Origin of the sequence: Natronolimnobius baerhuensis, assembly GCF_002177135.1 — an archaeon.
GTDB classification, from domain to species: Archaea; Halobacteriota; Halobacteria; order Halobacteriales; family Natrialbaceae; genus Natronolimnobius; species Natronolimnobius baerhuensis.
Map to the genome: position 1 here is coordinate 293,334 of NZ_MWPH01000001.1, position 13,385 is coordinate 306,718.

The window sequence follows — 13,385 nt, forward strand, 5'->3', positions numbered from 1 at the left end:
GCCGGTGGGTCCGTTACCAGGGTGTTGGGATTCGCTCGAATCCACCGTCTGCGCTGTCGAACTTTGCCCACAGCAAGAGTGCGGGCGGGAGCGCCACGATGGACGCAACGAACGAGTAGAACACACTCAGCGCCATCAACATCCCGAAGTCCCCGAGGACTGGCGTGATCGCGAGTGCAAGCGCACCCGTCCCGAGCGATGTCGTGAGCATGCTGCCGGTGAGTGCACCGCCGGTCCCCGACAGCGTCGTCGTGAGCGCCGTCACCGGGTCGCCGGTGGCGTTGTACTCGTCGATGAACCGCGCGGTGGTGTGGACGGTGTAGGCGATTCCAAGGCCAATCGAAATTGCGAGGATCGTCGCCGTCAGCGCGTTCAGCGGCATGCCAAGCAGCCGCATCGTCCCGATGAGAAACGCCACTGCAATCGCAATCGGGAACAGGTTCACGATTCCGAGCAACGGTCGACGCTCGAGGATCGCATAGATGACGACGAGGAAGACAGCGGAGAGCACGAGCGCGAGGATCAATCCATCAACTGCCGAGTCGAAGATCATCCCTGTAATCGCATCGAAGATGACGAGTTGGCCGGTTGCCGTCGCCGAGTAGTGGAAGTCCTCAGCGAAGGCGGCACCGTCTTCGGCAGCATCTTCCTGGCTCGCCTCAGTATCGATCACGTACTCGATCTGTGCGCCGCGGCGGTCGTCCGTGAGGTACTGTTCAGCCTGCGAACTGGCTGGTGATGCGAACAGTTCGTCGTAAATCCGGTCGAGGTTTCTGTCCGGAATCCCGTTCCCGCTTCGGTCATTGCGGTCAACGAGTGCAGCGAACTCCTCGTCCTGTTCGGCATACGACTGGATCACCGTGATGATACTCTGTTCGTCCGCTTCGCCACCCGGTGCGACGGCCAGGCTACTCGGTGGATCGTCGTTCGCCCGATCAAGGGCCTCGAGGGCGTGTTCCTCCTCGAACGGTCCTTCGACGAATATCGTGACCGTCTCATCCTGATTGGCGTCGAAGCGATCCTCGAGGATGTTGATGGTCTGCGTGAAGGTGTACTCACCCGGTGCGAACGGCTCGGGGATGTACTCGATGTACCACTCTTCGTCTTCGGGCGGGAGGAAGTCCTCTTCGTCGAAGGAGGTGTCGACGCCAGTGCCGTAGGCACCCATTGCAGCGCCGCTGACCAGAATCACGAGGACGAACGCCGTTGGTGCGTACTGGCTGGCTTTCACTGGAAGCGTCAGGATGCGCCCGAGCGAGGAGTCTTCCGAGGCAATTGGCGTCGAGTTGAATTCTGGGACGCCATGTTTCTCCCGGAAGTCGTCGACAAGCAACTTCATCGACGGGAGGAGAATCCCGAAGATGAGGAACGTAAACAGCATGCCGATCCCCGAGGCGATCCCCATGTTCCGGATCGGATCGAGATCGGAGACGACGTTCGCGCCGAAGCCGAAGACAGACGTTACCGTCACGATGATGAACGCGATCATCAACTGGTTGTTCGCGGTTCGCATCGCTTCCAGGGGTTCATAGCCCTGAATCGTCTCCTCGCGGTAGCGGTTGATGATGTGAATCCCGAAGTCGACCCCGACTGCTAACAATAACACGGGGACGGCGACCAGTTGCTGATCGAACGGAATCCCCGCATAGCCGAGGAAGCCGAACGTCCAGACGACCGTCAACAGGAGCGAGAGCAAGCCGAGGCTGAGATCGATTGGATCCCTGTAGGCCGCGATGAGGAACGCGAGCATCAACAGGACGACGATGGGCATCACAATCGCCAACGAGTCGATGATGACGTTCTCGAACTCGTCGAACATGATCCCCTCGCCGAAGATGATAATGTTGGCCGATTCGTCGTCGGCAATCGACTCGACGCCCAGTTGGATATCGGACAGATCCTCCTCGCTGAACCCCGACGGAACGTCGTGTGTGACGACAGTGATCGACGCCGATGCGGCAGGGGAACCCTCGTTGAAGTCATCCGCAAGCAATCCCGCAAAGCCTGGCTCCTCGCCAAGCGCCCGGACTGTCTCTCGGACTTGTCTGTCCGTGGCTCCCTCGAGAACCTGGCGCTGTTCGGTTGGTGTCTGTGCGGTCTCGTCGATTGCCTGCGCGACGATTGGTGCGGGACCGTTCGCACCGTCCATACGCAGGTCGGACTGGTCGTCGACCTGCTCGAGGACGGAGAGGCTGGCAAGTAACTCCTCGCGGGTGAGTACGTTCGAACTCGTGTGAATGAGTTGTGTGCTCTCTTCGTCGGTGGTGAACGGGCCAGCAAACTCCGATTCGATTGTGTCGTAGGCTTGCTGTTCCGCTAAGTCCTCTGTGAACGCGTCGGTCATATCGGTCTCCGTCTCGATCAGCGGAATCCCGGCTGCAAAGACGACTGTCAGCACCAGGAAAACCAGTACGACCGTTTTCGGACGAGAGACAATTGTCTCGTTGAGACGCTCGGTCGCGCCCTCGATTCGCTCACTGAGGTCCGTCATTTATCTCCTCTGGAAGATGTATGCGCCCGCACCGAGACTGAGAACCGTGATCGTTGCAATTGCGCCGACCGGAAGCCCACCGCTGCTGGCAGTGACGTCGATAGCGACGCGCGTCGTATCAGAGAGGTGGCTGGTGCCGGAGGCGTCATCGTAGCGGAAGTCGAACGAAATCGGATACGTTTTTTCGGCTGCGTCGCCGTCTGCGTCCAACTGGAACGTCATTGTCACGGTTTCGCCCGGCTCGAGTTCCTGGATGAACGCCTCGTCGTCGTCGCTGTCGAGTGGGTCGCTGGCGAACAGGCTCGCTTCGACGTCCGTGACGGTCTCATCGAGGTTGTTCGTCACCTCGACGTCGATGTGTTTCTCGTCACCGGCCGCAATCTCGCGGTCCGGCACATCGACGATGAACTCATCGCGCTGTTCGTTCACCGCTGTGACGACCTCGAGATCCTCGTACATCCGCTGTTCGAAGTCGGCGGTGCGATACACCACGCCGAGGTCGATTGTCCGGTCGATTGCCTCGGCTTCGCTACTGATGTCGAGTGGCATGCTGAACGCCTCGGATTCGCCCGGCTCGAGCGAGCCGACGGCGATGCTCGGTTCGATTGGGATCACCGTCTGGGACTCGTCGGTGTACTGCACGACGACGTTCTCGGCTTTCGTTGGGCCGTCGTTCGTGACGACGCCGTGGAGGTAACCGTCTTCGCCGACGTACAGGGATGAGTCGACGTTGTCGATGCTAAAGCGCTGTTCTGCAAGTGGAGTGACGCCCGCGGTCGGGCTGTCATCGGCTCGTTGGAGGCCATCGGGCGTCTCGAACGTCACGGTCCCATCGAGCATGTAGTACCGTTCCGACGTTCCCGGCAGCACCGAGACGTCGTATTTCACCGGTGCCGTCTCGTTCGGCTCGAGTTCGTCGATCATTGCGGTATCCTGTGCCGTCGTCGTCTCGTGTGTCAGATCGCCGAACAGGAAGCCACTACTCATCGACTCGAGGGCGACGTTGACGTTCGAGGCGGTTTCGTTGCCGACGTTTGTGACCTCCACTGTCATCGTTCCCGAGTTGCCGATCTGTGCATCGGTCGAGACATCGACGATTTCGAACCGTGCATCGTCGTCGACGACGACATCGATGGTCATCGAATCCGACGCAGAGCGTTCGTAGACACCTCTACTCGAGGTTGTGCGCCACGTGTAGTCATAAGAAACGTCGACGTCGATGGAGTACGTGCCAGCGTCGATATTGTTCGGCACATCGACTGCGAGTGTAGTGGCGTCGTTCGGTTGGCTATCCGCGACGGGGCCGATTGCCATTGTCCCGCTTCTGACCGTCAATGGCGTGTCGTCCGCGTCGGCCTCGAGTTCGACGTTTCGCGCCGTCGTGACGGCCTCTCGCATGTCTCCAGTTCCGCGCTCGAACTCGCCGTCATTCGTGACGACGAGGGGGACTTCGTTGGTCTCACCGGGCTGGACGATTGGGTTCGGTACGATGACATCCAGATCCGGCTCACCGTGTACATCGTATGATTCCGAGCCTTGCATCTGGGACATGGCTATTTGCTGACCTCTCAGTTCACCCTCTTCGAGGCCTTTTTCGTACGCTGCTTCCTCTTCAGGACTCATCTCGTCGTCATCATCGTCAGCGACTACTGTTCCAACGCCGGCGGCGAACACGCCTGAAGTGACCAACAGCAGAGCCATCACAACCGTAAGCGACGACCTGAACGTCATACGACTCCCTCCACGGGCTGTACTCGAAGGATCCGTCGCTGCTCGGGCAGCGAGCCGTCACTCGTAGTATCAGCCGTCTCTCTCGCAAAATTCGGTTTGGCGACTACGCTCGTCATATAGGAACCTGAGAATAGAAAAATAAAAAAGGTTTCTATTCATGAGTTTCTGGTAGGGCACGAGAACTGATGACAATCGACCGGCCACAACGGGGCATGTGGGCGCGGACACCAGGAACGCGACGTACTGTGGTGGCACACTCGAGTGCAGACGCGCAGCGATTTGCGTCCAGACTCGGCGTTTCGAAGACGACCAGCGCCACGCAGTTACAGCGCCAGACCGAACGGCGAGACAGCGACCTGCCGTCCTGTCACCCCATAGCGAAGGGACGCATTGATTTACGACCAGCACGCACCGACAGGAGCAACACGTAAATGAAGGGATTCAGCGACGAGGAACGGGAACGAATTAGAGCCGACCTGATCGAGTCAGGGCGAGCGTTATTCATTCAGTTCGGCTTAGAGCGAACGCGCATCAAGGATATTACCGACGAGGTCGATATCGGAACGAGTACCTTCTATCGATTTTTCGACTCGAAGGAACACCTCTATACGGAAGTGCTGTACACGGAAGTCGAACGGTTCACGGTCGATCTCGAGGAGAAAATCGAGACCGAACCCGAGCCACGCGAGCAGGTGCGAGTTGCGCTCGAGCAAACGTTCGAGGCAGTCGAATCGAACCCAATCGTCAAGAACCTCATTATCGAGGACGAGGTTCGAACGCTACAAACACAGCTGTCGGACACGAAGCGAGCAGAACTGTCGAACCAACTCGACGATGTCTTCGTGGCGACAGACGAGTGGACCGATCTCGAGACGTTCAAATACGACGACCCAGCAGTCGTCAACGAGTTCTTTCGAACCCTCGTTTTTAGCACGCGATACAAAGACCTTCATTCTCGAGACGCGGTACCTGGATACTCCGAGATTAGAGACGAGTTGATCGACACGATTGTCGATGGCCTGTTCGAGGACTGACCGAACTGTTCGTCCATCTCAGTTTCTCTGCAATTACCGCCGAACGTACGGTCTCGGTGCTCTCGGAGAGCGATCAGTCACCCGTCACTGGATCGCGTTCCCAGAACTCGCTGTCTTTCTTTAACTTTGGTACCCACGTATCCTCAGTCTTCGACAGGAGAGCGACTCGAGACGGTGGCACACCCTTTACTTCGCTGAACTCGGGCATGTACTCCCCGACCGCCTCCGCAAACGCCATGACCTCTTCGTGGTCGGGCATCGACGAGCGGTCCAGCCGACCGCGGGAGTGGCCGACGTGCATGTACGCTTTGAGTTCGATGAAATCGGGATCGGCCAGGTCGTAGAATCCGGCGTACCAGTCGGGATGGTGCATGTTCTCGCCGTCGACGAGCGTCGTCCGCAGGACGGTTCGGGTCTCGTCTTTTGCTCGTAGGACGGCCATCGTCTCGAGGAGGCGGTCCCAGGCGTCGTCGTCGACGGCTTTGACGACCTGATCGAACGTGTGGCGTTCGGGGGCGTCGACGCTGACGTAGAGTTGCGTCGGGTCACACTCTCGGAGCACGTCGGGATTCGTGCCGTTCGAGACGAGGAAGGTCGTGATATCGCGCTCGTGGAAGGCCTCGAGCAGTTCGGGGAGATAGGGGTAGAGCGTGGGTTCGCCGTCGAGTGAGATCGCGACGTGGCGCGGTTCCATGGCTTCCTCGAAGCGCTCGCGTGGGACCTCGTCGTTGCCGCCGAAGCCCGAGAGGAGTTTCTTCTGTAACTCGAGGGAGGCGTCGGCGACGGCGTCGGGGTCGTCCCACTCGACGTCGTCCAGTTCGTAGGCGTGGCCGCGGTGGTCGCGCCAGCAGAAGACGCAGCGTTCGTTGCACTTGACGACCGGCGTCATCTGGATGCAGCGGTGGGATTCGATGCCGTACCAGATGTTTTTGTAACAGCGACCCTCACCGCGGAGGGCGTTGGCCGTCCAGCCGCAGGTCTGGGCGGCCGTGTGGTTCTCGCTGTGGTAGTCGGGCGAATCGACCTGATTCGGCCCTGCCTCGGAATCGCTCATTAGGCGAGGACTAGACCCCAACGGCAAAAACCTCCACGTTCGAGCGCCCCCACCCGACGAGCAGCCACAGGTGGTGATTTTGACGGTGTAGCCGGCGCGTACCAGCCCTCGAGGCGCGTACAGACTGTGACAAACGCCGACTAACAATGGGTCACAACCACACTATCAACGCGTGATCAGTCCGTGTACCAGAGGCGACACGAGAACGCAAGGCAGTCGGGCAGGGCACAGACTCCGGGGCACGCCGTAATGCGGGCGAGTGGACCGCACCCGCGTACGCAATGACGGAACTCGGCCATCTTCCACGGACGCTGTGGTGTACCGGAAAGTACTTCGTCAAGAAGAAAACCGGGAGCGAGACGGTTGGGCGGGTCGATCCGGCGCTGTTCGAGCAACTACTCTCCCAGTACGACGAGGACGTCGTCTTCGTCCATGCGGGGCTGAGCGACGTTTCGGACGCCTTCGAGACAGATCCCTACGAATTTCTGTTCGACCGGCTCACCGACCAGTTCGAATCGGTGCTTGCACCCGGATTTACCCCGTCGTTTCGTGACACGCGCGAGTACGATAAACGCGACTCTGTCCCCCAGATCGGCGCGTTCTCGCGGTGTTTTCTCGAGGATGCACAGTACCGGACGGACGATGCGATTCACTCGATTCTGGTCCACGGCTCGTACCGCTTCGACGACTGCGACCACCACGATACGTTCGGCGAGGACGGCTGTTTTGCGAAACTCGACGACGATAACGTCCTCGTGGTGAATGTCGGCACGCCCTGGCTCATCAGCACGCAGTTACACTACATCGAGATGACGTCCGATCCGCCCTATGCTGAACTCGCCGACACTGACGGGACGATTCACTATCCTGACGGCGAGTCCAGACAAATCACACAGACGAGTTTCGACAAGAACGAGTACGTCTACTACTGGAACCGCGAAAAGATCCGCGAGGATGCCAAAGCCGCAGGCGTCCTCGATTACTCCTCGCTCAACGGCCTCGACGTGATGGCATTTCGAGCCAACGACCTCTCACAGTTCCTCGAGCCAAAACTCGAGGCGGATCCGTACTATCTGGTCCAGTGAGTCACTTGCCGTGTGGCAGTTCGCCCGGTTCTGCAGCCTCGTCGTCCTCGCTCGAGACCTCGCGTTCGAACGTATAGAGCACGATCCCGGTGTTTGCGGTCATGATGACGCCGGTCGTCGGAACTGTTGCGAAGAGATAGAGACCGACGCCAAGCGCGAACGCACCGCCGGAACACACTGCCCAGAACCGAGGGCGAGAGACCTCATTTCGTATTGCATCCCGGTAGGTCCAGCCAACGAGTCCGGCTGAAACCACAATACCGAGAACAGCAACAAGGGCATCTGTGAGGTCCATACGTGACGATACGGCTGCCAGCGCAAAAGCGTTCTGTCAGCGACGTAGTGCCGAACAAAACCTCACCGTGAACGTCAACGTTTTTGAGGGTGTTCGCTGTCTGTTCCGGCATGTTCGACGGCATCGGATCAATCGACGACGTCAACGGCGTCGGCAGTCCGAACGACATTCGCTACGGCATGGGCGCAACGGCCGAACTCGAGTCCTACGCGGCCGAAGAAGGTCTCGAGTCAGTACTGGTCGTCACAGACGCGGGCGTTCTCGAGGCGGGTGCGGCCGACCCGGTGATCGACGCGCTCGAGGCGGCGGGCGTCGAGGTGTCGATTTACGACGGCGTCCAGCCGGAGCCGAAACTCGCGCTCGCGGAGGCGGCCGCCGCGCAACTCGAGCGAACGAACGCGGACGCGGTGGTCGGAATCGGCGGCGGGAGCAGTCTCGATACGGCGAAACTCGCCTCGGCGCTGGCCGCACACGACGAGCCGGTACGGGATATGCTGGGAATGGGCAACGTGCCGGGTCCCGGCCGGCCTACGATCTTGCTCCCGACGACGGCGGGGACGGGCAGCGAAGTGACCCACATCGGCGTCTTCGCGGACGGAGAGGACGACGGCAACAAGAAGGTCGTCTACTCCGAGCACCTCTACGCCGATCTGTCGATTGTCGACCCCGAACTGACGCGCTCGCTGCCGCCGGGCGTCGCGGCCGCGACCGGCATGGACGCGCTCACCCACGCGATCGAGGCCTACACGTCGACGCTGCGAACGCCCTACACCGACGGGCTCGCGCGCCACGCCATCGACCTGACCGGCGAGCACCTCCGCGAAGCAGTCCATCAGGGTGAGCACAACGACGAGGCCCGCTACGGGATGAGTCTCGCGGCGATGCTCGGCGGCCAGGCGTTCGTCAACTCCGGACTCGGAGCCGTCCACGCGCTCACCTACCCGCTCGGCACCGAGTGCGGACTCGGCCACGGGCTGGCAAACGCCGTCCTCCTGCCCCACGTCATCGAGTACAACGTCCCCGCCGAACCCGACCGCTTCGCCGACATCGCAACCCTACTTGGCGTCCCCGAACGCGACGACGAAACTACCCTCGAGCGCGCCCATCGAAGCGTCGACGCCGTCAAATCGCTCAACGACGATATCGGCATTCCGAACCAGATCCGGGACCTCGAGGCCGATGTCGACGAGTCGCAGTTCGACGAGTTTGCGGAGATTGCCCTCGAGCACTCCCAACATAACATCGACCGGAATCCACGTCGGATGGACAAACGGGATATCATCGACGTGTTCGAAACAGCGTACTAAGGTTCTCAAAGGCGTTCAGACGGTCTCTTGTCCAGATTACCAGGCGACCGCAGACGGTCGTCAGTTCCACTGGAACGACACCTCTAATGGGGTCTGGCTCCTCTCTCCCGTACATGAATCGTCGTTCGTTTCTCGCCACGGCCGCCGGCACCGTCGCCATCGCTACAGCGGGTTGTACCTCGCTGTTCGAGGCCTCAACGCCGGATGACCTCGAGAACGTCGACCCAGATCAGCAACTGCCAACGCCGACGCTCGGCGATGGCACGGTGACGGTCGAGGGCTACGAAGACATGGGCTGTCCGTACTGTCAGGAGTTTCAGGCGGATGTGTTTCCGGTGCTCGAGGACGAGTACATCGCAACGGACGAAATCGAGTATCGCCACCACGACTTCGTCGTCATGGCCTCGGACGCGTCGCTCGCCATGGCAAACGCCGCGCGTGCAGTGCAAAACGAAACCCGAACTGACGACGATCCGAACGGCAGATTTTTCGACTACAAAGCCGCGGTGATGGCGGCGGACCCCGAGAGCGCCGACGAGATCGCCGCGCTTGCAGCGGAGGTCGATGTCGACCCAGCGGTCGTGACAGATGCACTCGAGGGCGACACGTACTATCCGACGCTCGCCGCGAATTGGGACCATGGCGAGGAAAACGGGGTCGAGGGGACGCCAACTGTTATCGTCGACGGGGAGACCGTCGACGAGCCAACGGATCCGGATGCAGTCACCACTGCGATTGACGAGGCGCGGTAATCTCGAGACGCCCACCTCGAGATTAGCGGTAGGCTTCGAACTCCTGGCCGAAGATGGCGAAGTAGACCACGCCGATGAGGCCGATACTCGAGGCGATAGTAAAGGAGAGTTCGGGCGTGGCGTACTCCCAGAGGACGCCGCCGATCAGGCCGCTTGGAATCACGATGAGACCGCGAACAAAGTAGTACGAGCCGGTGACACGGCCGCCGGAACCCTGCTCTGCGGGACCAACGATGAGGGCCTTGTGTGCCGGTAGGCCGGCAAAGCGCAGGCCGGAGAACGCAAAGAGAACGAGCAGGACCCAGACATTTTCGGGCGCGAAGATGAGCATTACTGGGAAAATGGCATAGACCAGAAAGCCGAGTCCGACAATCGGTTTGAGACCCGTTCGTTCGGCCAATGTGGCGGCGGGAGCCATCGTCAGCAACGCGACGAGCATTTCGATGCCAAGCAGGACGCCGAAGAACGCGGCGGGCGCGAGGTCAATCGCACCGACGAGGGGGAGCGACACGTTCAAGCCGATATCCATGAACTGTGTGATCACCAGGACGAAGAAGACGTACACCATCCCGTTGGCAAAGCGGACGAAGGTATCTGCGACCAGCAGCGGGCGTAACGGATCTGGCAGCGCTCGAAGATCGTTGGCGATCTGGCCGAAGCCTTCGAACTCCTTGCCGACGGTGTCCTCGGCGGCCTCGTACATGAAATGCTGGAGGATTGTTCCGAGCAATGCGAAGACGAGTCCGATCACGAGTACCCAGAGGAAGCCGGGCATGAGCTGGTCGGCGACGAGGGCGGCGACGATCAGCGGTGCGATCAGAAACGCTGTTCGGCGAAACGTCTCCGTGCTCGCAAAGCCGTGTGCCAGGCGCTCGGGTTCGGTCGCTTGCTTGACGATTGCGTAGTGGCCGCCGATGCCAAACGATTTCCAACACTGTGCGAGCAGCAGGCCGACGAACACCCAGACCCACGGCTCGAGGACGATCACACCGAGGTCGATAGCCGGGACGAACGCAGAGCCGAGCCAGATACCGAAGCCGAGTGTTGAGAGAAAGCCGAAGACGGTCAGTGCGTACCGCGACCCAACGCGGTCGGAGACAACGCCGCCGTAGTAGGGATACACCGCGCCGATGACGTTTCCGAACGTCCCCCAGGCTCCGATGATCAGTCCGCTTGCGCCGAGAAACGCAAGGTATTCCGGCAGAAATCGATTGGTCATCTGGAAGCCAAGACTGAACGCGAACATCGCCAGCGAGAGGACGAGCACATCCCGCCGCAGAGACATGAACTGCCGGAACGCATCGAGTGGCCCCGAGACTTCGGCCTGTTGTTGTGTCATTATCGGTGATTCAACGAACGACGGGTAAAATAGTTCGGAACCTAGAAGTGAGGCCGGTATCCGATTCGGCCTCGAGACGCGGCCCTCGAGCACGCTCCGGAACCGCTACGAAAACGGCACGGATCGTCCCCGAGTGTGCCGATCCCCGTCGTCGTCGCGGTCGGTTCCAGCGGCGCTAACGTTGGGTTTCGCGCACGAACGCCTCGAGTTCGTCGTCGATGAGCGTTGCGACGCGTTCGCCGTACTGCCAGAGCGCCGCATTGAGGCGCTCCTCGAGGTCGTCGTCGATCCCGTCGCCGCCACGAAGGACGGAGTCGTCGGTGATCTGTGGGTGATACACGCAGACGACCCCGAGTGCGGTGTCGGAACCTGTGGGGCCGCCCGTGTGGATACCGTACTGATCGGTCCCCCAGACGCCGTCACCACCGTGTCGTTCCAGCGCCGAGTCGAACGCATCGAGGCGGTGCAGTTCGTCAGGGGAGAGGATCGGATCGTTGCCCTCGAACAGTTCACGGTAGGCCGCTGTACGGGCACCGTTCGTCCACTGCTCCAGCTGGGACCGTGCTCGGACGACCAGTTGTCGCTCTCGCTCGTCTGGACCCTCGACCATACGGTTCTGAGGAGGCCCACGGCAATCAACGTTTGTACATTGGTAGCACACAGTGACCGTTGCGACGAGGCTCTCGTCACCTCGCCACTGACATGACTGCTGAGGTGGGGTAGTCCCACTCTCGGAGCGACTCGCGAGTGCCGCCCGCAGCGTTATCCCGTTCACGGACGTGTGCCATACTATGGCAGACACAAAAAAGGGGCGAGAGGACCAAGCGCGCGACGCGGAGGATCGCCAGCGAGAGCGAGAACTCGAGGAAGCGCTCGACCGTGACGACGAAGCCGAACCAGCGCGTGACGACCAGGACGACGACACAGCGGTCCGCCGCACGGAGGACGAATCCGCTGATCCTCCCGCCGAGTGTCAGCGGCGAGGCTGCACCGAGTCGGCGTCGTTTACCGTCGTCGAACGGTATCAGGAGGAAACCGGCCACGGTGCCGTCGAAGCGACGGCGTCCCTCTGTCGGGACCACACCGCCGCGGAGAGTCCCGCGAATCTCGACGGCGTGTATGCGGAGTATCTGTTTCGCGTCGAACCGCTTCCGGAAACGTCCGACGACACGGAATAGCAGCCACTGGACGACCGACCGCCGTCAGTACCCGCTACAGAGCGGCTGTTGTACGCCGCTGTGTGTCTACCGAATTCTCGACATCTGCGTTACTCGCTCGGATTCCGAGCCGCCGCGATGCGCTCGAACTGGTCGTCGCTCAGGTCGAGTTCGACCGCGCCGACGTTCTCCTCGAGTTGGGTTGGCTTTCGCGCGCCGACGATTGGGACGCACGTATAGTCCGGCTGGTCCATCAGCCAGCGCAGCGAGACCTGTGCCGGGGAGGCATCGAGTTCGTCGGCGACGCTCTCGACTGCCTCGAGCACGTCCCAGGCTTGCTCCGTGACGTACCACTCGTCGAACATCTCGTCGAGACTGCCCCGGGAGCCGTTGGGCGCTTTGACGCCGCCGTCGTCGGTGCGCTCGTACTTGCCGGTGAGGAAGCCGCCCGCGAGCGGCGAGTACGGACACACAGCGAGGTCCTGATCGGCACAGACCTCGAGATAGTCGCTGACCTCGTCGTACTGGACCGCGTTGACCATCGGCTGGGTCACGTCGAAGCGCTCGAGACCGTTCACGTCGCTCTCCCAGAGCGCTTTCGTCAGCTGCCAGGCAGCCATCGTCGAGGCCCCGAGGTAGCGGACTTTGTCCTCGCGGACGAGTTGCGTGAGTTCCGAGAGCGTCTCGCGGATCGGCGTGTTCTCGTCCCAGCGGTGGATGTAGTAGACGTCGAGATAGTCGGTGCCGAGGCGCTCTAAGGTGCCCTCGATCTGGGCGCGGATGTGCTTGCGCCCGAGGCCGGAGTCGTTCGGGCCGGGCTCGCCCCAGCCGTCAAATGGGAAGTACACCTTCGAGGCGATGACGAAGTCCTCGCGGTCGTGATCCTCGAGCCACTCGCCGATCCACTCCTCGCTGGTGCCGTTTGGATCGCCGTAGACGTTCGCGGTGTCGATGAAGTTGACGCCGTTCTCCCAGGCGGTATCGAGCAGGTCGTTTGCTGCGGTCTGGTCAGTTTCGACGACGCCGCCACTTTCCATCGCGAATCGCCAGGTGCCGAAACAGAGTTTCGAGACCGTCGTCCCCGTGTTGCCGAGCGTGGTATACTCCATAGTCGCCCGGACGTTGGCGAGCAACGGGTAA

General features: G+C 60.9%; 12 protein-coding genes. 5 read left to right on the top strand and 7 right to left on the bottom strand.

Annotated features, from left to right (window positions below):
* Window positions 1-13: 13 nt before the first annotated feature.
* Together B2G88_RS01495 and B2G88_RS01500 are read right to left on the bottom strand one after the other, a co-directional pair.
* A complete protein-coding gene (locus B2G88_RS01495) occupies window positions 14-2,491 on the bottom strand; it encodes an efflux RND transporter permease subunit (RefSeq protein WP_087713780.1) in 2,478 nt (825 codons plus the stop codon).
* Window positions 2,492-4,222: a COG1361 S-layer family protein gene (locus tag B2G88_RS01500; RefSeq protein WP_087713781.1), complete on the bottom strand. Its 1,731-nt coding sequence runs from the start codon at window positions 4,220-4,222 to the stop codon at window positions 2,492-2,494.
* 431 nt (window positions 4,223-4,653) lie between these two features.
* Between B2G88_RS01500 and B2G88_RS01505 the strand changes: the two genes are divergently transcribed.
* Entirely contained in the window at window positions 4,654-5,256 is a 603-nt protein-coding gene (locus B2G88_RS01505) for a TetR/AcrR family transcriptional regulator (RefSeq protein WP_054864041.1), read from the top strand.
* Between the two features lie 73 nt (window positions 5,257-5,329).
* Here B2G88_RS01505 and twy1 read toward each other — a convergent pair whose 3' ends face one another.
* Complete coding sequence (gene twy1, locus B2G88_RS01510; protein WP_087713782.1) at window positions 5,330-6,310, bottom strand: 4-demethylwyosine synthase TYW1; 981 nt, start codon at window positions 6,308-6,310, stop codon at window positions 5,330-5,332.
* Window positions 6,311-6,591: 281 nt separating this feature from the next.
* Here twy1 and B2G88_RS01515 point away from each other — a divergent pair, with 281 nt between their 5' ends.
* Window positions 6,592-7,395, top strand: a complete 804-nt coding sequence (locus B2G88_RS01515; RefSeq protein ID WP_054864043.1) for an AAC(3) family N-acetyltransferase — start codon at window positions 6,592-6,594, stop codon at window positions 7,393-7,395.
* 1 nt (window position 7,396) lies between these two features.
* On the opposite strand, the gene B2G88_RS01520 is transcribed toward B2G88_RS01515, so the two are convergent.
* Window positions 7,397-7,690, bottom strand: coding sequence for a hypothetical protein (locus tag B2G88_RS01520; protein ID WP_087713783.1), 294 nt, complete (start codon window positions 7,688-7,690; stop codon window positions 7,397-7,399).
* Between the two features lie 110 nt (window positions 7,691-7,800).
* On the opposite strand from B2G88_RS01520, the gene B2G88_RS01525 reads away from it, so the two are divergent.
* Entirely contained in the window at window positions 7,801-8,997 is a 1,197-nt protein-coding gene (locus tag B2G88_RS01525; protein ID WP_087713784.1) for an iron-containing alcohol dehydrogenase, read from the top strand.
* A 113-nt stretch (window positions 8,998-9,110) separates the two neighbouring features.
* Window positions 9,111-9,749: a thioredoxin domain-containing protein gene (locus B2G88_RS01530; protein ID WP_087713785.1), complete on the top strand. Its 639-nt coding sequence runs from the start codon at window positions 9,111-9,113 to the stop codon at window positions 9,747-9,749.
* Window positions 9,750-9,771: 22 nt separating this feature from the next.
* Here B2G88_RS01530 and B2G88_RS01535 read toward each other — a convergent pair whose 3' ends face one another.
* Both B2G88_RS01535 and B2G88_RS01540 read right to left on the bottom strand, forming a co-directional pair.
* Entirely contained in the window at window positions 9,772-11,088 is a 1,317-nt protein-coding gene (locus B2G88_RS01535; RefSeq protein WP_087713786.1) for an MFS transporter, read from the bottom strand.
* Window positions 11,089-11,263: 175 nt separating this feature from the next.
* Window positions 11,264-11,698, bottom strand: a complete 435-nt coding sequence (locus B2G88_RS01540) for a DUF7539 family protein (protein WP_054864170.1) — start codon at window positions 11,696-11,698, stop codon at window positions 11,264-11,266.
* 181 nt (window positions 11,699-11,879) lie between these two features.
* Here B2G88_RS01540 and B2G88_RS01545 point away from each other — a divergent pair, with 181 nt between their 5' ends.
* Window positions 11,880-12,266: a hypothetical protein gene (locus tag B2G88_RS01545; RefSeq protein ID WP_087713787.1), complete on the top strand. Its 387-nt coding sequence runs from the start codon at window positions 11,880-11,882 to the stop codon at window positions 12,264-12,266.
* 89 nt (window positions 12,267-12,355) lie between these two features.
* On the opposite strand, the gene B2G88_RS01550 is transcribed toward B2G88_RS01545, so the two are convergent.
* Entirely contained in the window at window positions 12,356-13,354 is a 999-nt protein-coding gene (locus tag B2G88_RS01550) for an aldo/keto reductase (protein WP_054864169.1), read from the bottom strand.
* Between the last annotated feature and the right edge of the window lie 31 nt (window positions 13,355-13,385).